This is a genomic window from Bradyrhizobium sp. BWC-3-1, assembly GCF_032917965.1.
GTDB classification, from domain to species: Bacteria; Pseudomonadota; Alphaproteobacteria; order Rhizobiales; family Xanthobacteraceae; genus Bradyrhizobium; species Bradyrhizobium canariense_D.
On record NZ_CP136625.1, the window covers coordinates 8,207,832 to 8,233,159 of the forward strand.

25 protein-coding genes and 1 pseudogene are annotated in these 25,328 nt (G+C 64.4%); 20 read left to right on the forward strand and 6 right to left on the reverse strand.

Going from position 1 to position 25,328, the window contains the following annotated elements; translation table 11 throughout:
• Nucleotides 1–83: 83 nt before the first annotated feature.
• Nucleotides 84–1,541 carry a coniferyl aldehyde dehydrogenase gene (locus RX329_RS39330; RefSeq protein WP_085361654.1) on the forward strand — a complete coding sequence of 486 codons (1,458 nt, stop codon included), beginning with the start codon at nt 84–86 and terminating at the stop codon, nt 1,539–1,541.
• Nucleotides 1,542–1,661: 120 nt separating this feature from the next.
• Nucleotides 1,662–3,254 (forward strand): annotated as a pseudogene (locus RX329_RS39335) (GMC family oxidoreductase).
• A 64-nt stretch (nt 3,255–3,318) separates the two neighbouring features.
• On the opposite strand, the gene RX329_RS39340 reads toward RX329_RS39335, so the two are convergent.
• Nucleotides 3,319–4,080, reverse strand: a complete 762-nt coding sequence (locus RX329_RS39340) for an SDR family oxidoreductase (RefSeq protein ID WP_085361656.1) — start codon at nt 4,078–4,080, stop codon at nt 3,319–3,321.
• Between the two features lie 118 nt (nt 4,081–4,198).
• Between RX329_RS39340 and RX329_RS39345 the strand changes: the two genes are divergently transcribed.
• The 3 genes from RX329_RS39345 (at nt 4,199) to RX329_RS39355 (ending at nt 6,637) form a co-directional block, all read left to right on the forward strand.
• Complete coding sequence (locus tag RX329_RS39345) at nt 4,199–4,711, forward strand: CvpA family protein (RefSeq protein ID WP_018457563.1); 513 nt, start codon at nt 4,199–4,201, stop codon at nt 4,709–4,711.
• A 127-nt stretch (nt 4,712–4,838) separates the two neighbouring features.
• Nucleotides 4,839–5,621 (forward strand): SDR family oxidoreductase, encoded by a 783-nt coding sequence (locus RX329_RS39350; RefSeq protein ID WP_085361657.1) that lies wholly within the window; start codon nt 4,839–4,841, stop codon nt 5,619–5,621.
• A complete protein-coding gene (locus tag RX329_RS39355; protein ID WP_317245421.1) occupies nt 5,618–6,637 on the forward strand; it encodes an NADPH:quinone reductase in 1,020 nt (339 codons plus the stop codon). Before RX329_RS39350 ends, RX329_RS39355 begins: the two co-directional genes overlap by 4 nt.
• Here RX329_RS39355 and RX329_RS39360 read toward each other — a convergent pair.
• Nucleotides 6,621–7,097, reverse strand: a complete 477-nt coding sequence (locus tag RX329_RS39360) for a DUF3775 domain-containing protein (protein ID WP_018457565.1) — start codon at nt 7,095–7,097, stop codon at nt 6,621–6,623. The two genes, RX329_RS39355 and RX329_RS39360, sit on opposite strands and share 17 nt — an antisense overlap.
• Nucleotides 7,098–7,233: 136 nt before the next feature.
• Here RX329_RS39360 and RX329_RS39365 point away from each other — a divergent pair, with 136 nt between their 5' ends.
• From RX329_RS39365 to RX329_RS39405, 9 genes are all read left to right on the forward strand, one after another.
• Nucleotides 7,234–8,082 carry an MBL fold metallo-hydrolase gene (locus RX329_RS39365; RefSeq protein ID WP_026233400.1) on the forward strand — a complete coding sequence of 283 codons (849 nt, stop codon included), beginning with the start codon at nt 7,234–7,236 and terminating at the stop codon, nt 8,080–8,082.
• Between the two features lie 128 nt (nt 8,083–8,210).
• On the forward strand, nt 8,211–9,053 hold the full coding sequence (locus tag RX329_RS39370; protein ID WP_085361660.1) for a fumarylacetoacetate hydrolase family protein: 843 nt from the start codon (nt 8,211–8,213) through the stop codon (nt 9,051–9,053).
• A gap of 156 nt (nt 9,054–9,209) precedes the next feature.
• Nucleotides 9,210–9,821: a glutathione S-transferase family protein gene (locus tag RX329_RS39375; RefSeq protein WP_018457568.1), complete on the forward strand. Its 612-nt coding sequence runs from the start codon at nt 9,210–9,212 to the stop codon at nt 9,819–9,821.
• A gap of 25 nt (nt 9,822–9,846) precedes the next feature.
• Nucleotides 9,847–11,040, forward strand: a complete 1,194-nt coding sequence (locus tag RX329_RS39380; protein ID WP_085361680.1) for a serine hydrolase domain-containing protein — start codon at nt 9,847–9,849, stop codon at nt 11,038–11,040.
• A 16-nt stretch (nt 11,041–11,056) separates the two neighbouring features.
• On the forward strand, nt 11,057–11,926 hold the full coding sequence (locus RX329_RS39385; RefSeq protein ID WP_085361661.1) for an MBL fold metallo-hydrolase: 870 nt from the start codon (nt 11,057–11,059) through the stop codon (nt 11,924–11,926).
• 134 nt (nt 11,927–12,060) lie between these two features.
• The gene (locus RX329_RS39390) at nt 12,061–13,212 is read left to right on the forward strand and encodes an alpha/beta hydrolase (protein ID WP_085361662.1); all 1,152 of its coding nucleotides are present in this window, start codon (nt 12,061–12,063) and stop codon (nt 13,210–13,212) included.
• A 62-nt stretch (nt 13,213–13,274) separates the two neighbouring features.
• The gene (gene mbfA, locus RX329_RS39395) at nt 13,275–14,246 is read left to right on the forward strand and encodes an iron exporter MbfA (RefSeq protein ID WP_018457571.1); all 972 of its coding nucleotides are present in this window, start codon (nt 13,275–13,277) and stop codon (nt 14,244–14,246) included.
• Between the two features lie 229 nt (nt 14,247–14,475).
• On the forward strand, nt 14,476–15,948 hold the full coding sequence (locus RX329_RS39400) for an amidase (RefSeq protein ID WP_085361663.1): 1,473 nt from the start codon (nt 14,476–14,478) through the stop codon (nt 15,946–15,948).
• Nucleotides 15,949–15,958: 10 nt separating this feature from the next.
• Nucleotides 15,959–16,312, forward strand: a complete 354-nt coding sequence (locus RX329_RS39405) for a nuclear transport factor 2 family protein (protein WP_018457573.1) — start codon at nt 15,959–15,961, stop codon at nt 16,310–16,312.
• A 57-nt stretch (nt 16,313–16,369) separates the two neighbouring features.
• Here the strand turns inward: RX329_RS39405 and RX329_RS39410 are convergent, their stop codons facing one another.
• Nucleotides 16,370–16,852: a CinA family protein gene (locus RX329_RS39410; RefSeq protein ID WP_018457574.1), complete on the reverse strand. Its 483-nt coding sequence runs from the start codon at nt 16,850–16,852 to the stop codon at nt 16,370–16,372.
• A gap of 169 nt (nt 16,853–17,021) precedes the next feature.
• Here RX329_RS39410 and RX329_RS39415 point away from each other — a divergent pair, with 169 nt between their 5' ends.
• From RX329_RS39415 to RX329_RS39425, 3 genes are read left to right on the forward strand one after another with little or no spacing between them, the layout of a single operon-like run.
• Nucleotides 17,022–18,080, forward strand: a complete 1,059-nt coding sequence (locus tag RX329_RS39415) for an amidohydrolase family protein (RefSeq protein ID WP_085361664.1) — start codon at nt 17,022–17,024, stop codon at nt 18,078–18,080.
• Nucleotides 18,081–18,103: 23 nt separating this feature from the next.
• A complete protein-coding gene (locus RX329_RS39420) occupies nt 18,104–19,213 on the forward strand; it encodes an amidohydrolase family protein (RefSeq protein WP_018457576.1) in 1,110 nt (369 codons plus the stop codon).
• Nucleotides 19,213–19,626 (forward strand): Rieske (2Fe-2S) protein, encoded by a 414-nt coding sequence (locus tag RX329_RS39425; RefSeq protein WP_018457577.1) that lies wholly within the window; start codon nt 19,213–19,215, stop codon nt 19,624–19,626. Before RX329_RS39420 ends, RX329_RS39425 begins: the two co-directional genes overlap by 1 nt.
• A 37-nt stretch (nt 19,627–19,663) precedes the next feature.
• Here RX329_RS39425 and RX329_RS39430 read toward each other — a convergent pair whose 3' ends face one another.
• A complete protein-coding gene (locus RX329_RS39430) occupies nt 19,664–20,563 on the reverse strand; it encodes a transcriptional regulator GcvA (RefSeq protein ID WP_026233402.1) in 900 nt (299 codons plus the stop codon).
• Nucleotides 20,564–20,673: 110 nt separating this feature from the next.
• Here RX329_RS39430 and RX329_RS39435 point away from each other — a divergent pair, with 110 nt between their 5' ends.
• Nucleotides 20,674–20,877: a DUF1127 domain-containing protein gene (locus RX329_RS39435; RefSeq protein ID WP_007599575.1), complete on the forward strand. Its 204-nt coding sequence runs from the start codon at nt 20,674–20,676 to the stop codon at nt 20,875–20,877.
• A gap of 80 nt (nt 20,878–20,957) precedes the next feature.
• Nucleotides 20,958–21,581 (forward strand): GNAT family N-acetyltransferase, encoded by a 624-nt coding sequence (locus RX329_RS39440; RefSeq protein WP_018457580.1) that lies wholly within the window; start codon nt 20,958–20,960, stop codon nt 21,579–21,581.
• 51 nt (nt 21,582–21,632) lie between these two features.
• On the opposite strand, the gene RX329_RS39445 is transcribed toward RX329_RS39440, so the two are convergent.
• Together RX329_RS39445 and RX329_RS39450 are read right to left on the reverse strand one after the other, a co-directional pair.
• Complete coding sequence (locus tag RX329_RS39445) at nt 21,633–22,463, reverse strand: enoyl-CoA hydratase (RefSeq protein ID WP_018457581.1); 831 nt, start codon at nt 22,461–22,463, stop codon at nt 21,633–21,635.
• Between the two features lie 111 nt (nt 22,464–22,574).
• Nucleotides 22,575–23,276, reverse strand: coding sequence for an SDR family NAD(P)-dependent oxidoreductase (locus tag RX329_RS39450; protein ID WP_018457582.1), 702 nt, complete (start codon nt 23,274–23,276; stop codon nt 22,575–22,577).
• A 231-nt stretch (nt 23,277–23,507) separates the two neighbouring features.
• Here RX329_RS39450 and RX329_RS39455 point away from each other — a divergent pair, with 231 nt between their 5' ends.
• Nucleotides 23,508–25,292, forward strand: coding sequence for an acyl-CoA dehydrogenase family protein (locus tag RX329_RS39455; protein ID WP_317245423.1), 1,785 nt, complete (start codon nt 23,508–23,510; stop codon nt 25,290–25,292).
• Nucleotides 25,293–25,328: the final 36 nt, after the last annotated feature.

Consider the following 25,328-nt stretch of genomic DNA (forward strand, 5'->3'; position numbering starts at 1 on the left):
CCGGCCCTTGCCAGAAGTTCCACAAGGGGCCAGCTTGCGGCAACAAAACCAGGCGGAAACGCCACTTAATGGGGGAGAACGCCATGGACCACGCCTTGGATCGCCCCTCAGATCGCCCCCCGCCGAGCGCCCCGCTTCGGGGCCTCGAAGACGCCTTCCATGCCATGGTCGAGCGGTCGCGGGCCGAGCCGGCGCCTGGCCTCGCCGAGCGGCTCGACCGGCTGGCGCGGTTGCGCACTGTCGTCGCCGACAACGAGGAGCGCTTCCGGCAGGCGATCTCGGCCGATTTCGGTCACCGCTGCGCGGTCGAGACCAATATCGCCGAGACCATGATGGTGTTCTCCGAGATCCGTCATGCCACCAAGCACCTCAAGAGCTGGATGGCGCCGCAGCGCGTTTCGACGGCGCTGCAATTCCTGCCCGCGCGCAACCGGCTGATGCCGCAGCCGCTCGGCGTCGTCGGCGTCATCGCGCCCTGGAATTATCCGCTGCAGCTGACGCTCGCGCCCGCCATCGGCGCGCTCGCCGCCGGCAACCGCGTCATCATCAAGCCGAGCGAGCTCGTGCCGCATTTCTCAGCGCTGCTGAAGGAGACGGTCGCCGCGCGGTTCGACGCTGCGGAATTGCTCGTCACCGGCGTCGAAGACGAGGTCGCAAAGGCCTTCGCGCATCTGCCGTTCGATCATCTCGTGTTCACCGGCTCGACCCGGGTGGGGCGGCTGGTGGCGGAGGCCGCGGGGCGTAACCTGACGCCCGTCACACTCGAGCTCGGCGGCAAGTCGCCTGTTATCATCGACGCCTCGGCCGACCTCGAAGAGGCCGCCGAGCGCATCGCCTACGGCAAGCTGCTCAATGCCGGGCAGACCTGCATCGCGCCGGACTATGTGCTGGTGCCCGAGCGCGCGTTGCAGGCCTTCGCCGAAAAAGTTCGCGCGCAGATGCGGCGCATGTACGGCACCGATCCCGCCAACAAGGATTACACCTCCGTGATCTCCGACCGGCATTATGCGCGGCTGGAAAATCTCGTCGCGGATGCGGCAGGCCGCGGCGCAAAGATCCTGCAGCCGGCGGAACCGGACGATCCCAACTGGAAGGCGCACCGCAAATTCCCGCCGACGCTGATCGTGGGCGCAACCGAAGACATGGCGGTGATGCAGGAGGAGATTTTCGGCCCCGTACTGCCCGTGCTCGGCTATCGCGAACCGGCCGATGCCATCGCCTTCGTCAACGCCAGCGACCGGCCGCTGGCGCTGTACTGGTTCGGCAAGGACCGCGTTGCGCGCGACGAGGTGCTGGCGCGCACCGTCTCCGGCGGCGTCACCATCAACGACTGCCTGTTCCACTTCGCGCAGATCAACCAGCCGATGGGCGGCGTCGGCGCATCCGGCACCGGCGCCTATCATGGCGAATGGGGCTTTCGCACGTTCAGCAAGCTGAAGCCGGTGTTCTATCGCTCGAAATTCAACCGCCTCGCCGACCTCTATCCGCCCTATGGCGGCAAGATCGCGCGGCTGGAGAAGATGATGCGATTCATGTCGTAGGTTTCAGCACCTGTCATTGCGAGCGCAGCGAAGCAATCCAGAATCCCTCCGCGGCAAAGGTCTGGATTGCTTCGCTTGCGCTCGCAATGACGGAAAGAATGAATGCAGGGGGAAACATCAGTGACGGACACATTCGATTTCGTCGTCGTGGGCGCGGGCTCCGGCGGCTGCGCGGTGGCGGGGCGGCTGTCGGAGGATGCGGGGACATCCGTGGCGCTGCTCGATGCCGGCGGTCGGAACGACAATTGGCGGATCACCACGCCGTTCGGACTGGCTTTGCCATACAAGGCGGCGAACTGGGGTTTCGATACCGTGCCGCAGAAGGGATTGAACGGCCGGATCGGCTATCAACCGCGCGGCAAGGGACTCGGCGGATCCTCGGCGATCAACGCCATGGTCTATATCCGCGGCAACTAATGGGACTACGACCACTGGGCCTCGCTCGGCAATGCCGGCTGGTCATATGCGGACGTGCTGCCCTATTTCAAGCGCTCGGAGAACAACGCCGATTTCGACGGCGCCTATCATGGCAAGGGCGGCCCGCTGCATGTCAACAGACTGCGCGCGGACAATCCGATCCACGACATCTTCCATCAGGCCGCCCGCGAGGCGCAGTTCCGCATCCGCGAGGACTTCAATGAAGAGGATCACGAAGGGCTCGGCAGCTACCAGGTGACCCAGCACAATGGTGAGCGCTGGAGCGCGGCGCGCGCCTATCTGCATCCCCACATGGACAAGCGCGCCAATCTGCGTGTCGAGACGCAGGCGCATGCCACGCGCATCCTGTTCGAAAGTGGGCGCGCGGTCGGCATCGAATATGTCCAGGGCAAGCAGACAAAGAAGCTACGCGCCCGTCGCGAGGTGATCCTCGCCTCCGGCGCCTTCCAGTCACCGCAATTGCTGATGCTGTCGGGCATAGGCGACGGCAAGGCGCTTGCCGCCCACGGGATCGACGTCGTGCATCATTTGCCGGGCGTAGGACGCAATCTGCAGGATCATCCGGATTTCGTGTTCGTCTACGCCTCCGACTATCCACACTTCGTCCATTCGTCGCTCGGCCGGCTACCATCCCTGCTCCGCGCCATCCAACGATACCGCCGGGAGCGGCGCGGCCTGATGACCACCAATTTCGCCGAGTGTGGCGGCTTCCTGAAGACCCGGGCCGACCTCGATGTGCCCGACATCCAGCTGCACTTCATCATCGCGACGCTCGACGACCACGGCCGCAAGAAGCACAAGGAGGCGGGCTTCTCGTGCCATGTCTGCCTGTTGCGGCCGAAGAGCCGTGGCAGCGTCTGGCTGAAAAGCGCCGATCCGCTGGCAGCGCCGCTGATCGATCCGAATTTCTTGGGCGAGGCGGAGGATCTCGAGACGATGGTCGCGGGCTTCAAGACGACGCGAAGGCTGATGGAGACGCCCGCGATGCGCGCGTTGCAGAAGAAGGACATGTTCACGTCCGATGTGAGAACGGACGACGATATCCGCGCCATCCTGCGCGCGCGTGTCGACACCGTCTATCACCCCGTCGGCACCTGCAAGATGGGCACCGACGCGATGGCCGTGGTCGATCCGGCGCTGAAGGTGCACGGCGTGGAAGGTCTGCGCGTCGTCGACGCCTCGATCATGCCGACACTGATCGGCGGCAACACCAATGCGCCGGCGATCATGATCGGCGAGAAGGCGGCGGATATGATCAGGGGCGAGATGCGGTGACTCTACCTCGTCGTCCCGGCCTAGTGCGCAATTGCGCATGGGGGGCTGGGACGATAGCAGCTTCTCAATTCAGCAAGAACCCGCCGTCCACCGTCACCACACTGCCCGTCATGTACCGCGAGGCCTTCGAGGCCAGCAGCAGGATCGCGCCGTCGAGATCGGACTCGGCGCCGATGCGGCGCTGGGGAATGCGCTCGGTCAGGCGCTCGCCCGGCGGCGTCGCCCAGAACGCGTGGTTCATCTCGGTGTCGATGTAGCCGGGTGCCAGCGCGTTGACGCGGATGTTCTGCCCCGCAAGCTCCAGCGCCATCGCTTTGGTCGCCTGGATGATGCCGGCCTTGGAGATCGCGTAAGGCGACACCGCCTTCAGCACGCCGGTGCCGAGCACGGAGGCGATGTTGACGATGTTGCCTGCCTGCTTGCGCGCGATCATGCGGCGCGCGATCTCGGTCGCGAGGAAATAGGCGCCCTTGAGATTGGCGCCCATCACCGCGTCCCAATCGGCCTCGGTCTGCTCGGTCGCGAGCTTTTCGATCGCGATGCCAGCATTGTTGATCAGCACCGTGACCGGGCCGAGCGCGGCTTCCGTGGCATCGACGGCCCTGGCGATCGATGCGATGTCGGTGACGTCGAGCGCGACGGCGGCGGCGCGGCCGCCCTTGCCGCGGATCTCGTCTTCCAGGCTCTTCAGCTTGTCGGTCTGCCGCGCCGCGAGCGCGACGGCCGCGCCATGTGCCGCCAACACCCGGGCAAATTGCCGCCCCAAGCCCTGGCTCGCACCTGTGACGAGGATGGTTTCTCGACTGACGTCGAATAGGTCTGACATTGGGCGCGTCCCTGAGCTTTGGGGTCATCGGTTTTGGCCATCAATACAGACGATTTTAACGATCTGAAACCGGAATGATCGGTTCTGCGTTCACTCGTTCCATGGCAGGCTCCCGCGCATGAACAGTTTCGATCTCGCCGTCTATGCGGCGCTCGCCATCGCGATCGGCTTCGGTTTCAGGACCGGCCTGCTCGGCAGCGCCATGACGATCCTGGCCTATCTCCTCGCCGCCCCCATCGCGGTTGCGCTGATGCCGCTGATCGTCCCGCAGGTCGCGGGCAATCCGAATGCGCCGCTGCTGCAGAACTGGATCTGGTTCTTCGGCATCTTCGTGGTGGTCGGCATGCTGTTTGGACATCTCGGCCGGCTGGCGCTGAGCGACACGATACGCGACGCCGGCATCGGCGACCGCCTCGGCGGCGCCGCGCTCGGCGCCATCAGGGTCGGCCTCGTCGCCACCACCTTGGTGCTGGTGTTCGACCAGATCGTGCCGGCCAACCGGCAGCCGCCGTTCCTCGCCGGTTCGCATCTGCGGCCGCTGTTCTCGACGGTCGGCCAGATGGGCTTCAAGTCGCTGCCGCCGGAGGCGGCCTCCGCGATCGACCGTCTCAAGCAGGAGCGGCGCATCTGATGAGGCGCATTTGCATCGCCGCGCAAGCGTGCATGCATTTTGATGCGAGCCAATCCCTTATCAGCGGCGCCAAGGTTGGCTAGAATAGCGGCTCTAAAAACCTGCCTGACATTACGGGAGTGAAACAGTGGATCTTGGGATCAAAGGCCGCCGCGCCATCGTCTGCGCATCCAGCAAAGGCCTCGGACGCGCCTGCGCCATCTCGCTGGCCGAGGCCGGCGTTCACGTCACGCTGACCGCGCGCGGCGCCGAGGCCCTGAAGAAGACGGCCGACGACATCCGCAAGGCCTATCCTGGTGTGACCGTCACCGAGATCGTCGGCGACATCACGACGCCGGCGGGCCGCGAGGCGGTGCTGAAGGCCTGCCCCGAGCCGGATATCCTGATCAACAATGCCGGCGGACCTCCGCCCGGCGATTTCCGCAACTGGACCCGCGACGACTGGATCAAGGCAATCGATGCCAACATGCTGACCCCGATCGAGCTGATCAAGTCGACGGTGGACGGCATGATGGCCCGCAAGTTCGGCCGCATCGTCAACATCACCTCAGCGGCGGTGAAGGCGCCGATCGACATCCTCGGTCTCTCCAACGGCGCGCGCGCCGGCCTCACCGGCTTCATCGCCGGCCTCTCGCGCAAGACCGTGATCAACAACGTCACCATCAACGGCCTGCTGCCGGGCCCGTTTGAGACCGATCGCCTGCGCAGCACCGCGAAGGGGGAATCCGAGAAGCGCGGCATCACGCCGGACCAGGTTCTGGCCGAGCGCGCCAAGCTCAATCCCGCGGGCCGCTTCGGCGATCCCGAGGAGTTCGGCTACGCCTGCGCATTCCTGTGCGGCGCCAAGGCCGGCTTCATCACCGGGCAGAACCTTCTGCTCGATGGCGGTGCCTTCCCGGGAACGCTGTGAGGGCGGTCTGGTACGAGGAGACAGGACCGGCGGCGGACGTCCTCACCTATGGTGAGATGGCCACGCCGGTCGCAGGTCCAGGCGAAGTTCGTATTCGCCTGGAAGCCTCCGGCGTCAATCCGGCCGATGTCGGCCGGCGCGGGGGCGGCTATCGCGCCAAGGAATTTTCGCGCGTCATTCCGAACAGCGATGGCGCGGGCTTTATCGACCAGATCGGCGATGGCGCGACGCGGTTCAAGATCGGCGACAGGGTCTGGCTGTTCAACGGCCAGCGCAACGGCCGCGCCTTTGGCACCGCGGCCGAATATATCGCGCTTGCCGAGCATCTGGTGACGCCGTTGCCGGACAATCTCTCTTTTGCGCAAGGCGCGACGCTGGGCATTCCCGCAATGACGGCGTGGTGCTCCCTGTTTGCGGACGGGCCGATCGTCGGCAAGTCGGTGCTGGTCACCGGCGGCGCGGGTGCAGTCGGGCATTACGCCGTGCAACTCGCGAAATGGGGCGGCGCGCAGGTGATCGCGACCGTCAGCTCGGCGATAAAAGGCGAGCATGCGCGACAAGCCGGTGCCGATCTCGTGGTCAATTACAGGGACGAAGATGTCGTTGCCAAGGCCATGGCCTTCACCGGCGGACGCGGGGTCGACCAATTGGTCGATGTCGATTTCGGCGGCAACATCGCGACGACCCTGAAATTGATGGCCATGAATTCGACAAATCGCGGTCTACGCCACGAACGGCAACCGCACGCCGACCGTGCCGATGCGCGAGCTGATGGAGAAGTGCATTACGCTCCGCTCGCTCGTCTTGTTCGCGCTGCCGCCGGCGCTGCTTGCGGCGGCGCAGGCCGACATCTCGAAATGGCTGGCAGCGGGGCCGCGAATCCACAATGTCGCGGCGCAGTTTGCGCTGTCGGAGACGGCGCAGGCCCATGTCGCCGTCGAGAAAGGCGACAAGCTCGGCACCGTGGTGGTCGACTGCGCGCGCTGATATCGGCCGGAATCACCGCTGCTTGGTGATCTCGTCTTCGTCCCGCTGGCTTGGAGCGGATGAATCGGCCACCAGGTCTCCGTCGGTCCAGTCGACGCCGAATTCATCGAGCCCGTCGGCGAGCAGATCGCCCAGCATCGGCTCACCGAGCAGATAATGCGCCGTCTCGCGCCGGGGACTGCGATACTCCGCGCGTGCCTCCACGGCGCGTGCGCGCAAATCGTCCCAATCGTCGATCGTGCCGTCGCCGCGGCCGAGCCAGGTCAGCGCGACGAGATCGATCTGCTCGTCCTCGTTCATGGCCACGATGAAACTTCCGAGTTCGTTGACGACCGGATCGGAGCCGTCATCCTCGAGGACGTCGACCGCATCGTCATCAGTCGCATTCGAGCCGGAATCCGGATCGGAATCCGCCTGCTTGACGTCGAATTCACGCGCCTTTTCGATGATGAAGGCGACCTTCTCCGCGGAAATCGCAAGCTCTGGCATGGCTGGCCCTTTGTCTTTCCCTGGGTTCCCGCGATAACGCCGCACGGCGTCAGATGATCCATTGCGCCTGAGGGCGAAACTGCGCATGTTCCCCCGCAAAGCAAGAACATCAAACAAGAACATGGGGATGCGCCGGATGCAGTGGAAAGTCGGCAGGGTCAAGATCACCAAACTCGTCGAGATGGAGACGGTGGGTTCAACCCGCTTCATCCTCCCGGCAGCAACCAACGATGAAATCCGGAAGCTGCCCTGGCTGATCCCGCATTTCGCCACGGAAGAAGGCCGGCTGAAAATGTCGATCCATTCGCTGGTGCTCGAAACTCCTTCGCGCCGCATCGTGGTCGATACCGGACTTGGCAACGACAAGCAGGGCCGCAACGTCCCGACCTGGAACAATCGCACCACACCATTCCTGGAGACGATGATTGCGGCGGGCTTTCCGCCCGACAGCATCGATACCGTGCTGTGCACGCATCTTCATGTCGATCATGTCGGCTGGAACACGAAATGGGTCGACGGCAAATGGGTGCCGAGCTTCCCCAACGCGCGCTACGTCTTCGGCAAGACCGAATACCAGCACTGGCGCGACCACTCCACCGAGCCGGACAAGCAGGCCGTGTTTGTCGATTCCGTGAAGCCGATCGTCGATGCCGGCCGGGCGGAGTTGGTCGCGAGCGACCACCGGCTCAGCGAGGAGATCAGCATGATCCCAACCCCCGGCCACAGCCCCGGGCATATGAGCGTTCTGATCCGGTCGGACGGCGAGCAGGGACTGCTGACGGGCGACGTCGCCCATCATCCCTGCCAGATGGCGCATCTCGGCTGGTCCTCGAACGCGGATTCCGATCAGAGCCAATCTGCCGCGACGCGGCGCGAATTGTTCGGCCGGTTTGCCGACACCCCGACGCTGGTGATCGGCGGGCACTTTTCGGCCGGGCACATCAAGCGGGATGGGGACGCATTCAGGTTCGAGGCGCTGGCCTAGTCTCGTGCCCCGGACGAACCTCCCGAATCGAGAGGGCTGCAATGCGCCCTCTTTGAGCGGTTGAATTTCCCGCCGCCCTGTTCCATGAAGCTGTTTAACCGATCGGTCCATTCCAGGGAGAAACGAGAATGAAGCTTGTTCGTTATGGCGAGAAGGGTGCGGAAAAGCCCGGCCTGATCGACAAATCCGGCCAGTTGCGGGACCTGTCGGCGCATGTGAAGGACCTGACCGGCGAGGCCTATTCGCCCGAGAGCCTGAAGAAGCTGGCGGCGCTCGATCCGGCCTCGCTGCCCGCCGTCTCCGGCAAGCCGCGGTTCGGCGCCCCCGTTATCGGCATGTCGAAATTCGTGGCGATCGGCCTCAACTACAGCGACCACGCCAAGGAGACCGGCGCGGAAATCCCGAGCGAGCCGATCATTTTCATGAAGGCCAACACCTCGCTGTCCGGCCCGAACGACGCCATCGAGAAGCCGCGCGGCTCGACCAAGCTCGACTGGGAGGTCGAGATCGCCGCGATCATCGGCACGCGCGCAAAATACGTTTCGGAAGCCGACGCGCTCAACCACGTCGCCGGCTACTGCGTCTGCAACGACGTCTCCGAGCGCGCCTTCCAGATCGAGCGCCTGGGTCAGTGGACCAAGGGCAAGTCGCACGACACGTTCGGCCCGCTCGGTCCCTGGCTCGCCACCAAGGACGAGATCAAGGACGTGCAGAACCTGCCGATGTGGCTCGACGTGAACGGCCAGCGCCGTCAGACCGGCTCGACCAAGACCATGATCTTCTCGATGGCCAAGTGCATCTCCTATGTCTCGCAGTTCATGACGCTGCTGCCGGGCGACATCATCACGACAGGCACCCCGCCCGGCGTCGGCCTCGGCATGAAGCCGCCGACCTTCCTCAATGTCGGCGACGTCATCACGCTCGGCATCGAGGGCCTCGGCGAGCAGCGCCAGGAGATCGTCGCGGCGTAAGCCGCGGCCAGCGCACACTCGTCGTCATGCCCGGGCTTGTCCCGGGCATCCACGTCTCACAGTCTATCCACGCGGACGCGCGTGGATAGCCGGGTCAAGCCCGGCCATGACGGACGAGACACCATTTGCTCAAGACCGATCGCAGGGAATTGTCCCATGAAGCTCACCTTCTCCCCCGCCTCGCCCTTTGCCCGCAAGGTGCGCATCGCCGCGATCGAGCTCGGGCTGATCGACAAGATCGAACTCACGCCGGCGAGCGTCGCGCCCGGCACGGCCAACGAGGACTATTCACGCATCACGCCGCTGAAAAAGCTGCCGGTGCTGATCACCAATGACGGCGACGTCATCCTGGACTCGTATGTCATCGTCGAATATCTCAATGAGATGGCCGGCGGCAGCCTGATCCCCGATTACGGTCCGCGGCGCTGGAAGGCCAAGACCAATCATTCCCTGATCAACGGCATGCTCGATTCCATGCTGCTGTGCCGCTACGAGAAGATGGTGCGGCCGCAGGGCCTGCAATGGCAGGCGTGGTCGGACGACCATTGGAACCGGGCCTGGACCGGCATGGCGCGCTTCGAGAACATGCCCGATGTCCTCAACGGTCCGTTCGACATCTCGCAGATCGGCCTCGTCTGCGTGCTCGGCTATGCCGACTTCCGCTTCGCCGATTGCGGCTGGCGCAAGGCCTATCCGAAGCTCGACGCGTTCCACCAGAAAATGCTGGAGCGGCCCTCCGTGAAGATCTCAGTGCCGCCAGCGGCGTAGTATCGCGACGGCGGGGAGAAGGATGATGCTCGATCGCTTCCCCCGCCTCGGCATTCTCGGCGCGAGCCTCATGCTCGCGTTGACCGTCTCAACCACTTCCGTGCAAGCCGACGGCATGGTGCCTGGACAGCGAAACCTCGCCTGCGAACCGCCATCGTCAACCGACGACGGCTGGATGACTGCGTCGCCCGACAGCGTCGGCATGGACGGCGCGCAACTTTGCGGCATCGCCGCCCGACTCGGGCAACGCGCGACTTCGGTCCATTCGGTTGTCGTCGCGCGCCACGGCAAGCTCGTCTTCGAGCAATACTTCGCCGGCTACGACCAACCCTGGGGACAACCGGAAGGCCAGCGCGAATTCACCGCGACGACGAAGCACGACATCCGTTCGGCATCGAAGAGCATCGTTTCGCTGCTCGTCGGCATCGCGATCGATCGCAAGCTGATCGAAGGCGTCGACGAGCCTGTGCTCAAGTTCTTCCCCGATCATCAGGCGGTGAAGCAAGCGGGCTGGGAGGCCATCACGCTGCGCCATCTGCTGACGATGTCCTCGGGAATGAAATGGGACGAGGCGCGAGCATGGACCGATCCGAACAACGACGAGCCGCATCTCACCTTTGAAGCCGATCCGATCAGCTATGTGCTCGCAAGACCGATCGCCGCACCGCCGGATGTACTCTGGACCTATAATGGCGGCGGGACTGAACTGCTCGGCAACATCCTCGAACGCGTCTCGGGCAAGCCGCTAGAGACGTTTGCGCGCGAGGTGCTGTTCCAGCCGCTCGGGATCACCGATTTCGAGTGGAAGGCCTACCCGAAGAACGGCAAGATCGCGGCGGCCGCCGGCCTGCGCTTGCGTCCGCGAGATGCCGCCAAGCTCGGCCAGCTCGTGCTCGATCGCGGCCAGTGGAACGGCCAACAAATCGTCTCGGCCGATTGGATTGCACAATCGATCGCGCCGCGCTTCCAGGCGATCGGCTATTTCGGCGGCACGCTGTTCTACGGCTATCAATGGTGGATGGGCCGCTCGCTGGCCGGCGGGATGGAAATCAAATGGGTTGGCGCCTTCGGCTGGGGCGGACAACGCATTTTCATCGTGCCTGAGCTTGACCTCGTCATGATGACCACCGCTGCCCAATACGGCCAGCCGAAGGAAGGGCTGGCCGCGATCGACGTCCTCTCCAACATCGTCATTCCGTCCGTGCGTGACGCACGCTGAGTGCAAGGAAGCGAGCATGAGCCTGAAATACGCGGTCGGCGATCTCACCATCCATCGCATCATCGAGCAGGAAACCTCGTTCGTCCCGGCGCTGGAGATGTTGCCGGGGCTGACACCGGAGCTGCTGGCCGAGAACCGCGCGTGGATGAGGGAGGCGAAAGCCCTGGATGACAGCGACACATTGATGCTGTGCTTCCAGTCCTATGTGATCAAGACGCCGCACCACACCATTCTGGTCGACAGCTGCATCGGCAACGACAAGCCGCGGCCGCAGCGCCCGAAATGGAACATGAAGACCGACGACACCTATCTGCGCGGACTCAACGCTGCCGGATTCTCGCCTCACGACATCGACTTCGTGATGTGCACGCATCTGCATGTCGATCACGTCGGCTGGAACACGCGTCTGGAGAACGGCCGCTGGGTGCCGACCTTCCCGAAAGCGCGCTACGTCTTCGCCAAGCAGGAGTTCGATCATTGGACCGAGCAGAACGCGAAGGCGGAGGTGCCGCCCTTCGCCGACAGCGTGCTGCCGGTGGTCGAGGCCAAACGCCACGAGCTTGTCGGCAACGATCACCAGATCGGCGACCACGTTCGTATTCTGCCGACGCCGGGCCACACGCCGGGCCATATCGCCATCACGATGGGCCACGGCAGGGATGACGCCGTGTTCTCCGGCGACCTCATGCACTCGCCGTTGCAGACGCTCTATCCGGAGCTGTCGGTCAAGTTCGACCTCGATCAGGCCAAGGCGGCAACGACGCGCCGCAGCTTCCTGGAACGCTATTGCGATACCGACACGTTGTGCTGCACCGCGCATTTCCCCTCGCCGTCCGTTGGGAATATCCGGCGCAAGGGCAGTGGCTTCGTATGCGCGGCGGTGTAGTCGAATGGCGCAATCGTAGGGTGGGCAAAGCGAAGCGTGCCCACCATGCCAAACGCGTTGTAGAATGATGGTGGGCACGGCGCGCGAAGCGCGCCTTTGCCCACCTTACGATTCCACCCGTGTGGAGAAAGCAAATGACAATGCTCCCCGACATCCCGCTCCCCGCCGGCATCCGCTCACGCTATGTCGACGATATCAACGGCCTGCGCATGCATGTGCTGGAGGCCGGCTTCGAGACCAAGGGGCGGCCCTGCACCCTGCTGCTGCACGGCTTTCCCGAGCTTGCCTTCTCCTGGCGAAAGGTGATGCCGGCGCTGAGCTCGGCTGGCTATCACGTGATCGCGCCGGACCAGCGCGGCTATGGCCGGACGACGGGATGGAGCGCGGAGTATGACGGCGATCTCGCGCCCTTTTCGCTCTTCAACCTGGTGCGGGATGCGCTCGGGCTGGTGTCGGCGTTCGGCTACAGGCAAGTCGACGTGGTCGGACATGATTTCGGCAGCCCAGTCGCGGCCTGGTGCGCGCTGATGCGGCCCGACGTATTTCGTTCGGTGACGATGATGAGCGCGCCATTCGGCGGAGCGCCGCCGCTGCCGTTCAACACGGTCGACACGCCGGTAAAGCCAGCGGCCGAAGACCCCGTGCATCGCGAGCTCGCCGCCTTGCCGCGTCCACGCAAGCATTATCAATGGTACTATGCGACACGCCCGGCCAATGCCGACATGCACCGCGCGCCACAGGGCGTGCATGATTTCCTGCGCGCCTACTATCATCACAAGAGCGCGGACTGGACCGACAACAAGCCATATCCGCTGAAATCCTGGTCGGCGAACGAGCTTGCGAAGCTGCCGACCTATTATGTGATGGACCTGAACGAGACCATGGCCGAGACGGTCGCGAAGGAGATGCCCTCGCAGGCCGCAATCGCCGCCAATCAATGGCTGCCCGACCGCGAGCTCGGCTACTACAGCGCCGAATATGGCCGCACTGGATTCCAGGGCGGCCTGCAATGGTACCGCTGCGGCACATCGGGCGCATTCAACAGCCAGCTCCAATTGCTGGCCGGCCGCAACATCGACATCCCCTCCTGCTTCATCTCGGGCAAGCAGGATTGGGGCACCTATCAGCGTCCCGGCGTATTCGAGGCCATGCAGGCGCGGGCCTGCACGAAGCTGCTGGGCTGCCACCTCGTCGACGGCGCCGGTCACTGGGTGCAGCAGGAGCAGCCGGCCGAGGTGAGCCGCCTGCTGCTCGATTTCCTGGCGAAGAGCCGAAGCGTGGTTTGACCCGGGAACCCAAGCGCCCTATATAGTTTAGAATTATTCTAAACTAATCAGACAGGGCCGCCGTGAAGAATTTTGCCGATCTGACCGAGCGCGAGGTGCTTGCGGTCGCAATCTCCTCCGAGGAGGAGGACAGCCGCATCTACATGAGCTTCGCCGAAGACCTGAAGGAGCGCTATCCGGACTCCGCCAAGATCTTCGAACAGATGGCCGAGGAAGAGCGCGGCCATCGCCACATGCTGCTGGAAATGTACGAGCAGCGCTTCGGTCCGCATTTGCCCCCGATCCGCCGCGAGGACGTCAAAGGCTTCCTGCGCCGCCGTCCGGTCTGGCTCACCAAAAACCTGTCGCTCGACACCATCCGCAAGGAGGTCGAGACAATGGAATTGCAGGCCGAGCGCTTTTACGTGAAGGCCGCTGAACAGGCGCAGGATGTCGGCGTGCGCCGCCTGCTCGGCGATCTGGCCGAGGCCGAGAAGGGCCACGAAGAGGTGGCGGCGAAGCTGACGGACCGGATCCTGAGTTCAGACGTGCGCGCCGAGGAAGACCGCACCAACCGGCGCATGTTCGTGCTGCAATATGTGCAGCCAGGTCTCGCCGGCCTGATGGACGGCTCCGTCTCGACGCTGGCGCCGCTGTTTGCGGCTGCCTTCGCCACGCATCAGAATTGGCAAACATTTCTGGTCGGCCTCGCCGCCTCGATCGGTGCCGGCATCAGCATGGGCTTTGCGGAAGCGCTGTCCGACGACGGCTCGCTGACCGGGCGTGGTTCGCCCTGGCTGCGCGGTCTCACCTGCGGCTTGATGACGACGCTCGGCGGGCTTGGGCACACCCTGCCCTATCTCGTGCCCGATAGCTGGGCCAACGCATTCTGGATCGCGACGGGAATCGCCGGAATTGTCGTGTTCTTCGAATTGTGGGCGATCGCCTTCATCCGCGCGCGCTACATGGACACGCCGTTCCTCCAGGCCGTGTTCCAGATCGTGCTCGGCGGCGCGATCGTGCTGGCGGTGGGGATATTGATCGGAGCGGCGTAGGACGCCTTCATGCCCCGGCTTGACCGGGCATCCAGCACGCCGCGACCTGTCCGTGTCCAATCGGCGCCGGTGGAATACTGGATGCCCGGTCAAGCCGGGCGATGACTGCGAGTGGTTGCTTGGCTCACCGCGTTCCGTCTTGCTCAGATGTCAATCGCGATCAAACGGCGGTTGCGGTGCTGGGCCAAACTGCGCATCATTGTTCCACGCTAAGAACAGGAGATGCGGGATGGCCAAATCCGAATGGAGCTTCAAGAGCGCGGTCGAGCTGTCGGCGGCACTGACGGCCAAGAAGGTTTCCGCGGTCGAGCTCACGCAGGATGCGATCGACCGCATCGAACGGCACGACAGCAAGGTCAACGCGATCTGCGTCCGGGATTTCGACCGTGCGCTGGACGCCGCACGCGAGGCAGACGCCGCATTGGCGCGCGGCGAGCGAAAGCCGCTGCTCGGTCTCCCCATCACTGTGAAAGAATCCTACAACATCGCCGGCCTGCCCACGACCTGGGGCTGGACGCCGCAGAAAGATTTCAAGCCGGCGGAGGACGCGCTGTCGATCGCCCGGGTCAAGGAGGCCGGTGGCGTCATCCTCGGCAAGACCAACGTCCCCGTGGGCTTGGCGGATTGGCAGAGCTACAACGAGATCTACGGCACGACGAACAATCCGTTCGATCTCGGCCGCACGCCGGGTGGCTCGTCGGGCGGCTCGTCTGCGGCGCTCGCGGCAGGCTACGGACCACTCTCGCTTGGGTCCGACATCGGCGGCTCGTTGCGCGTGCCCGCCTTCCATTGCGGGGTCTATGCGCATAAGCCGACCTACAATCTCTGTCCAACGCGTGGCCACACGCCGCCGCCCTTTCCAGCCATCCCGATGGAGCGCGATATGGCGGTGATCGGTCCGATGGCGCGGAGCGCAGTCGACCTGCCCCTGCTCCTGGACGTGGTGGCAGGCCCCGATCCGTTGGACCTGGGCATCGGATACAAGCTCGCGCTGCCGGAGGCGCGACACCGCGCGCTGAAGGATTTCCGGGTGCTGGTGATCGACAGCCATCCGCTGCTGCCTGCGAATGCAGATATTCGCGGCGCGATCGAAAAACTGGCGGGGCAATTGACGGGCACGGGCGCGCGCGTGGCGCGCGAAAGTCCGCTGTTTCCGGACTTCACGGAGGCTTCTCGCCTCTACATGCGCATGCTGATGAGCTTCCTCGGCGCCTTCCTTCCGCCGGACAATCTCGCGGGCGCGCGTGCCGGTGCAGCGCAGCTCTCACCCGACGACAAGAGTCTCGCTGCCGAACGGCTGCGTGGTATCACCAGCACGCATCAGGCCTGGGTATTCGACGAGGGCGCCCGCGCCGGCCTGCGCGCGCAATGGCGGCAATTGTTCAAGACATTCGATGCGGTGATCTGTCCGATCATGCCCACGCCGGCCTATCCGCATGATCATTCGCCGGAGCAGGAAAAGCGCCGAATCAACATCGATGGCAAGGACCACGCCTATCCGGACCAGCTTGCGTGGCCCGGCATCGCCACGCTGACGGGCCTGCCGGCAACGGCTGTTCCACTCGGCCTATCGAAGGACGGCCTGCCGGTCGGCGTGCAAATCATCGGGCCCTTCCTCGAGGACCACACGCCGTTGAAGCTCGCCGAGCTGATCGAACGCGAGTTCGGCGGGTTCGTGCCGCCGCCCTTGTTCAATGACTGAGAGAAACCCCATGAGCAACGACCTCGAACAGCTCACCGCGCTCAACCGCGACTATGTGGCCTCGGTGCAGAATTGCGACGTCAAGCGCTTCGACGAGATTTTGGCGCCGGAGTTCTACTGCTCCAATCCCGACAAGACGCTGGTCGATCGCGAGGCCTTCCTGAAGCAGACGGCGCGGCCGATTGCGATCCGAAACCTCAGAGAGCACGACGTCATCATCCGTATCATGGGTGATTTCGCCATCATCCACGCGGCAACGAGCTACACCAATGCGGACGGCCAGCAGGCCACCGGGCGCTATACCGATTGCTGGGCGAAGACGAACGGGACGTGGCTGGCGGTGTCGGCGCACGTGTCGCGGTAAAGAGCGCGTCACACCACACATTCTCCGGCACAGCCAGATATTCGGGAGGCCGCGAGCTCACCGCTCCAGATTCTTCAGCAGCAATTTCAGCGCTGTCGCTGCAAAGGTCTGCATATTGGCCAAGCGGTCGTTGCTGCCCGTCTCAAGCGTCATCACCTCGACTGCGGGCCCGGCGACCGCCATGCAGCTGTGGCCCGCCGCATCGCCGTAGCGATTGCCGGTGGGACCGGACGCCCCGGTCTCCGACAGGCCCCAATCGCAGTTGAAACGGCTGCGCATCTGCCCGGCCAGCAATTGCGCGTAGGGCTCCGAGGAGGAACGAAAGCCCTTCATTCCTTCGTCCGAAATATCCATCAGCACGCGCCTGGCATCGCGAGTGTAGACCACGGCCCCGCCGAGGAAATAAGCGGACGCGCCGGGCACCGCGAGAAGGCTGGCCGAGATCAGGCCGCCGGTCGAGGATTCCGCAACAGCAATGGTCTGTTTGCGCGCGATCAGCTTCGCTGCGACCTGTTCCGCAATGCCGACGAGCTCTTTCATTCCTTGACCCCTTATTGCTTCGCAACCGAGCTCGGCCTTTCTAGCATATGACAGCGCCGTTGGCCGAGTTGCAGCCAACGGGCAGGCCTGCTTGAATGGCGGCCAAAGGGCGGAGCGGCCAAGCTCTGCCCGCGGGAAAGACGCGACGAGGAAACGTGAAGGACACGTCATGGCGTCCCTGATCGCCGGCGGAGTGGATTGCGATGTGCATCCGGCCGTGCCGCATCTGACCAGCCTGCTGCCGTACCTGAACGAGTATTGGCGCGATCAGGTGACGACGCGCGGCATGGTCGATCTCATCTCGCAATCCTACCCGCAGAACTCGCCGATCACGGCGCGGCCCGACTGGCGCCCCGAAAGCGGCAAGCCGGGTGAAAGCCTGGCGGACATGCAGCGCCATGTGCTCGATCCCTTCCAGCTCTCGCACGCCATCTGCAATCCGCTCTACGGCGTGCAGATGGTGTTTTCAGAGGATCTGCAGGCCGCCTTCTGCCGCGCGCTGAACGACTGGCTCGTGAAGGAATGGCTCGATCGCGATCCGCGGCTGCGCGGCTCGATCGTGATCCCCACCCAAAGCGTCGAGAAGGCCGTCGCCGAGATCGAGCGCTGTGCGACGGACCGCCGCTTCGTGCAGGTGCTGATGCTCGTGATGGGCGATACGCCGCTCGGCAAGCGCGCGCTCTGGCCGATCTACGAGGCGGCGGAACGGCTGGAATTACCGATCGGCATTCATGCCGGTTCCGCCTATCACAATCCGCCGACCGCCGTGGGCTGGGGTTCCTACCACATCGAGGATTATGCCGGTCAGGCCCAGGCGTTCCAGACCCAGCTCACCAGCCTGATCGTCGAGGGCGTGTTCGTCAAATATCCGCGGCTGAAGATGGTGATGCTTGAATCCGGGGTGTCCTGGATCTCCCCATTTCTATGGCGCCTGCACAAGTTCTGGCGTGGGGTGCGGATGGAGACGCCGTGGGTTGATCGCGCGCCGCTGGACATTGTGCGCAGCAACATCCGCTTCTCGTTGCAGCCATTCGATGCACCGCCGGATGAGGCGACATTAATTCGCCTGTTTGATCATATGCAGTCCGACGAATTGGTCGTATTCTCCACCGACTATCCGCACTGGCAGTTCGACGGCCAGGAGGCGCTGCCCGCAGGTCTCACCCCCGATCTCGTGCGCAAGATCATGATCGATAATCCGCAAGCGACCTATCCCCGCCTGACTTAGCCGCTGCCAAAGGAGGCAAGGCGATGAATATTCAGTTCCGCGAAAGCTCCGAAGCCGCTTCCCCACTGGCCGTCAAAACCGCGATCGCGGACTGCGACATCCATCCGGCACGCGCGACCCGCGCCGAGCTCTATCCCTACCTGGCCAAACGCTGGCAGCATCATCTCGAAGTGTACGGCGTCCATGCCTATCAGGGCATGATGGAAGGCCCGCCCTATCCGAAGGCCCAGCCCAACGCCTCGCGCCGCGACGCCTATCCGCCGGAAGGCGGGCCGCAGGGCTCCTCGCTGTCCTTCATGCAGAAGCAGCTGCTCGATCCCAACAACGTGCAGCTCGGCGTGCTCAATCCGCTCAACACCGGGCAAGGCATCCGCAATCACGAGCTTTCGGCGGCCTTGTGCTCGGCGATCAACGACTGGCAGATCGACAAATGGACCAGCAAGGACAAGCGGCTGAAGGCGTCCATCGTCGTCGGCAATGAGGACGGGCTGTCAGCCGCCGCGGAAATCCGCGAGCGTGCCGGCGACAAGAATTTCGTGCAGGTGCTGCTGCTCAGCCGCAATGTCGAGCCGCTCGGCCAGCGTCGCTACTGGCCTATCTATCAGGCTGCGGAAGAGGCCGGCCTTCCCGTCGGCGTCCACGCCTTCGGCTTCGGCGGCAACCCCATCACGCCGTCGGGCTGGCCCTCCTATTACATCGAGGAGATGGTCGGCCACTCGCAGTGCCAGCAATCGGCGCTCGCAAGCCTCGTGCTGGAGGGCGTGTTCGAGCGCTTCCCGAAGTTGAAGATGGTGATGATCGAGGCCGGCTTCGGCTGGGCGCCGTCGCTAGCATGGCGGCTCGACAAAGTCTGGCAGCGCCTGCGCAGCGAGGTGCCGCATGTCAAGCGGCCGCCGTCCGAATATATCCGCGAGCAGGTGTGGTGGACGACGCAGCCGATGGAGGATCCGGAGCGGCGCGAGGATCTGTTCGATGTCATCAAGTGGATCGGCTGGGACCGGCTACTGTTCGCGACCGACTATCCGCACTGGGATTACGACGAGCCGTCGCGCGTGCTGCCCGCGGGCGTCAGCGACGACGACCGCGAGGCCTTCTATCTCGGCAATGCGAAGAAGCTGTACGGGATCAGTTGATGGCGCGGCATGTGATTGCCGCGGTCGACGAGCTTCCGCCCGGCACGCGAAAATTTCTGGAGATCGACGGACGGCCGATCGCAATCTTCAACATCAAGGGTGAATATTTCGGCCTGATGAACCGCTGCCCGCATCAGGGCGCTGCGCTGTGCGAGGGACCCTTGATCGGGCTCGCGCAATCGAAGGATCCGGGCGAGATCGAATATACCAAGCTCGGCGAGATCATTCGCTGCCCCTGGCATGGCTGGGAGTTCGACATCCGCACCGGCCAGTCCTACTGCGACCCTCGCCGCTTCCGCGTGAAGGCCTACCCGGCCCATGTCGAGCCGGGTGCAAGCGTGGTGAAGGGGCCGTATGTCGCCGAGACGATACCCGTGAAGATCGAGAGCGACTACGTCGTGGTGGAGCTGTAGCGAGAAGCAGGTTGCGCGGACATGCGCCGGCACGATTTCAGGCCTTATTCCGCGTTGCCGCGATCATCCACTCACGGAATGCGGCGAGCTTCGGCGCTTCGCGGCGCCCCTCCGGCGCGACCAGGTAGAAGCCCGCATCGGCCGGCAGCGCGATCTTGAAGGGGACCACTAGTCGCCCCTTGGCGATGTCGTCCTGGACATAGGAGGTCCGCCCCATCGCCACGCCGATGCCGTCGATCGCGGCCTGGATGGTCATGAAGATCATGTCGAAGGTGATGCCGGGCTGCCTGGCGATGTCGGCCGGCAGACCCGCCGCCGTCAACCACAGCCGCCAGTCGTCGCTGTTGGCGTTGGAGGTGTGCAGCAGCATGTGGCTCTTGAGGTCCTCGGGACAGCGCAACGGCTTGTCGCCACGCAGCAGAGACGGGCTGCAGACCGGAAACAGCTCGTCCGCCATCAGCCAGTCGGCGCGCAAGCCCGGCCACTGGCCGCGCCCGTAGCGGATCGCGGCATCGACATTGTCGCGCTGGAAGTCGACGAGGCTGGTGGAGGTCGTGATACGGACGTCGATGCCGGGATGGTGCTCCTGGAAATCGGTCAGCCGCGGCAGCAGCCATTTTGCGGCGAGCGAAGCCAGCGTCGAGACCGTCAGCACCTTGTCATCGTCCTTGCGCAGCAGCCGATCGGTGGCAAGCCGGAGGTCGTTGAAGGCGGCGCGGACGCCCGGCAGATAGTCGCGCGCCTCGGCCGTCAGCGCCAGCGCGCGGTTCTGCCGGACGAACAGGCGGATGCCGAGCTCCTCCTCGAGCCTGCGGATCTGGTGGCTGATCGCGGTCTGGGTCACGTTCAGCTCGGACGCCGCCAGCGTGAAGCTGAGATGGCGCGCGGCGGCCTCAAAGGCCCGCAATCCATTCAGGGAGGGCAATCTGGCAGTCATCTGGCAGCAGGATACATGACGTTATTTCATGCGAAAGAGTACAAATTGTCGTTTGTCGCAGTGCACCCGGAAGCAGATATTAGCGGTCAACTTAGCTCCAGGAGCTGGCAATGTCTACTTTGACCCAGAATTCGATGACAAATCATCATGCGCCAGGGCTGATCCACCAGATCGGCGAGACGCTTCACGTTTGGCACGAGCGTTACCGGACCCGGCGTGAGCTCACCAACTGGTCCGCGCGCGACCTTCAGGACGTCGGACTGTCCTGGAGCGATGTCGCCTACGAGGCCGACAAACCCTTCTGGCGGGCCTGATTGGCCGCCAGGCCGGCGCCGCCTGACTGTGGGGGCGCCGGCGGTCCCTTTCCCCTTTGGTCCCCTTGGGGGCGCGTGTCATGAGCACCCTTCGCCTGGAAGATCTGAAGCAATATTCGGACACGCTGCGCACGCGACACGGCGAGGCGCTGCGCGTTCGTTTCGTCGAGCCGCGCGACACCGAGGAGCTCCAGCACTATTTTCGCTCGCTCTCGACGCGGTCCCGATACAACCGCTTCTTCGGCGCGATCAGCGAACTGCCGCAGGGCCTGCTGCACGAATTCCTTCAAATCGGCGAGCGCGAACGTTTTACCGTGGTGGCGACCATGATGGTCGACGGCTTCGAGACCATCGTCGCCGAAGCGCGCTATGCGCTGCATGCCGAAACCGCGACGCTTGAATTCGGTCTGTCGGTTGCCGACCGCTGGCAGGGCCACGGCATCGCCACCGTGCTGATGAAGAATCTTGAATGCCGCGCGGCCGCGCTCGGCGCCGACCACATGTTCGGCGACACGCTGCGCTCCAACGCCGCCATGATCTCGGTCGCGCGTAAATCGGACTTCGCCTTCGTCAACCATCCGGACGACTGGAAGCTAGTGCGCTTCGACAAGGAGATCTCCGTCGCACCGAAAGACATTCCCTGCGCGAGCTGGCGCCTCGTCGCTCTTTCCCGTCAGGCCGATAGCCCCTCAGCCTCGGCCTGACACCACTCGAGCCCGGCCTGGCGAAAACCAGAGCCGGGCATTTTTGCGCCGCTACTTCCCCGTGAACACCGCCTTGCGTTTCTCGATGAAGGCCTGCACCGCTTCCTTGTGATCGGCGGTCGTGGTCAGGCGAACCAGACGTTCGGCCTCGTGGTCGCGCGCGGTCTCGAAGTCGAACAGCAGGGCCTCGTCGAGATTGTCCTTCATGTAGCGCAACGCGAGGCGCGGACCTTCAGCGAGGGATTTTGCCAGTGCAAAGGCCTCCGCCTGCAATTTGTCATCGGGCACCACGCGGTTGACGAGGCCGATGGCCTCGCACCTGACAGCATCGACCCGATCGCCGGTGAACAGCAGCTCGCGCGCCCGCGCGGTGCCGACGAGGCGCGTCAACAGCCACGCGATGCCATAGTCACCGGACAGCGCGATGCGCGCATAGCCGGTGGCCACGAAGGCCGATTGCGCGGCAATGCGGATATCGCAGGCCATGGCGATGGCGAGCCCCGCGCCGACCGCCGGCCCCGGCAGCGCCGCGATGGTCGGCTTGCGCACCGACACCAGCGCGCCGGTGAGCAGGCGCTGCCGCTCCTGGAGATCGGCGACCTTGTCGTCAAAGGACATCTCCAGCTTCTTCGGGTCGCGATGCGCGCCCATGCCCTTGACGTTGCCGCCGGCGCAGAACGCTTCGCCGGCGCCGGTGATCAGCAGCGCGCCGACATCGGGGTTCTCGCCGCAGGAGCGGATCATCGTACGCAGCGCCGGGGTCAGCGCGTCCGACAGCGAGTTGCGCGCCTCGGGCCGGTTCAGCGTGATCAATGCGACGCGATCGCGGATCACGCAGAGGAGTTCACTGGTGCCGGTATCGATGGTGGTTTCCGTGGACATGATTCCCGCCCTTGTAGGATGGGCAAAGCGAAGCGTGCCCACCAATTGCTGTTTCGTCGTTGATAGTGGGCACGGCGCTATGCGCCTTTGCCCACCCTACGGCAGCTTGCCTCAAAACTTCTCCACCCAGGGCCGCAGCTCCAGCTCCCAGCTCCAGGCGCTGCGCGGCTGCTGCAACACGTTCCAGTAGCTCTCCGCGATGGCATCGGGATCGAGCATTGAATCCGGCTTCTCCGGCGCTTCCGTGCGCGCTGCGCTCCTGATGCCGCCATCGATCACGAAATGGGCGACATGGATGCCTTGCGGCGACAATTCGCGCGCCATGCTCTGCGCGAGCCCGCGCAGTGCGAACTTGCCCATCGCGAACGGCGCGGACTGCGCATAGCCCTTGACGCTTGCCGAAGCGCCGGTGAACAGGATCGCGCCGTGCTGGTTCGGCAGCATGCGCCTGGCCGCTTGCTGCGCCACCAGGAAGCCGCCATAGGCACTGACCGCAATGGCGTTCGCCACGTCGGCCGGAACGAGATCGACGAACGGCCCGCGCGCGCGGCCGCTGGCGTTGTAGACGACCACGTCGGGCATGCCGATCTCGCGTTCGACCAGGCCAAACAGGCGTTCGACCGCATCAGGCTCGGTGGCGTTGCAGGCATAGGCCTTGGCGCCGGTCTCGCTGCAGAGCGCGCCGAGCTTCTCGATTTTTCGCGCGGCCAGCGCGACGCGGATGCCCTGGGCGGACAACAACCGCGCCAGCGAGGCGCTCAGGCCTTCGCCGGCGCCGACGATGAGGGCGATCTTGTATTTCGGGTGTTCCATGGCGTGATCTCTCGAAGACGGGAAGCCGCTGATCTATGCACGGTCCGCGCGGACAACCAGCCGGGACGATCATAATTCCGCAGAGCGAATTGCGCCCTCACGGCGATCATGCCTCCCTGACAATTTGCGGCTTTATCCGCTTTCGCGACTGGAGCATGATCGACATCATCACAAGCGGCAAGCGCCAAATCAGCGCAAAATGACCGCAAGGCGGAAACGAAGAGGATGATCATGCGACAGCCGGCCCCCGCGCAGCCAAAACAGGTCGCGGCCGCACCATCCGGACTGCTGGCTCCCGATACCACCGGCATGAATTTCTACCGCGCCGATCAGGCACTCACCGATCTCCTCCGCATTCATCTACCGGAGACGCTATTCCGCCACATCGAGCCGCATCTCGATCGGCTGGGCGAACTCGCCGGCGGCGTGCTCGATGAATGCGCGCGGCTCGCCGACCGGCACACACCGGTGCTGCACCAGCGCGACAAGTTCGGTCGCGACGTGCAGTGGATCGAATACCACCCGGCCTATCGCGAGCTGGAGAAGGCCGCCTTCGGCGAGTTCGGCATCCACGCGCTCTCGATCCGCAAGGGCATCATGGGCTGGCCGGACAAATATCCTGTCGTCGCCAAGCACGCCTTCACCTTCCTGTTCAACCAGACCGAATTCGGCATGGGTTGCCCGATCAACGTCACCGACGGCTGCGCCAAGCTGCTCGCGAATTTCGGCAGCGAGGCGCTGAAGGCGAAATATCTCGACGGACTAACCCAGACCGACATGAGCAAGCTGACCCAGGGCGGCCAGTTCATGACCGAGAAGGAAGGCGGCTCCGATGTCGGCACGCTGACCACGACGGCCGTGCAGGAAGGCGACCATTGGCGCCTCACCGGCGAAAAATGGTTCTGCTCGAACGCCGACGCAAAGATCGTGATGCTGCTGGCGCGCCCCGAACGTGCCGGCCCCGGCACGCGCGGAGTCGGCCTGTTTCTGATGCCGCGCTTCCTCGACGACGGCTCGCAGAACCACTACCGGATCGTGCGTCTGAAGGACAAGCTCGGCACGCGCTCGATGGCCTCGGGTGAAATCAAGCTCGAAGGCGCGATCGCCTACGCGGTCGGCAAGCTCGACCGCGGCTTCGTGCAGATGGCCGAGATGGTGAACTCGTCGCGGCTCTCAAATGGCGTCAAATCCACCGCGCTGATGCGGCGGGCCTACCATGACGCGATGACGGTGGCGAAAAACCGCGTGGTGTTCGGCAACCGCATCATCGACCTGCCGCTAGGTCGGCGCCAGATGCTGAAGATCATGCTGCCGGTCGAGCAGGCGTTGTCGATGAGCTTTCTCACTGCGGACGCGCTCGACCGCGCCGAGGCCGGCAGCCAGGATGCGGCCGCACTGCTGCGCATCCTGACGCCGACCTTGAAATTCCGCGCCACCCGCGATGCGCGAAAGGTCTGTGGCGATGCGCTCGAGATGCGCGGCGGCATCGGCTATATCGAGGAATTCGCGACCGCCCGCCTGCTCCGCGACGCGCATCTCGGTTCGGTCTGGGAAGGCACCGGCAACATCGTCGCGATCGATGCGCTGAGGCGTGCGGTCGGCCGCCACGGCGCCGAATCCGCGCTGGCCGCCGATCTGCATGCTCGCCTCGATGACAGCCCCTCGGTGCCGCAGGCCTGGCGCGACCGGCTGCACACGCTCACCGATCGTGCGGTGGGCTTCGCACGCGAGGTCGCGGGAAAGGCCGACAATGAGGCCGATGCGCGCCGCGCCACCAGCCTGCTCTATCATGTCGCCGGTGCCGTCGCGCTCGCCTGGGAGGCGCATCGTATTCACGACATGCGGGGCGATGCGCGCAGGCTGTTGTTGTCGCGGCTGGTGATCGATCACCGGGTGTCGCCGAGCGATCCGTTCCGGCTGACGGAAAATGCCGTGCAGCAGAAGATCGCGGCGCTGCTGCTCGGCGATCGTGCAGGCAGCATGAGCGAGGTTGGCGAACTGGTCCTGGCAGCGTAGGCTGCACCCACGTTCGAAGCAAAAAAAGCGATAGGG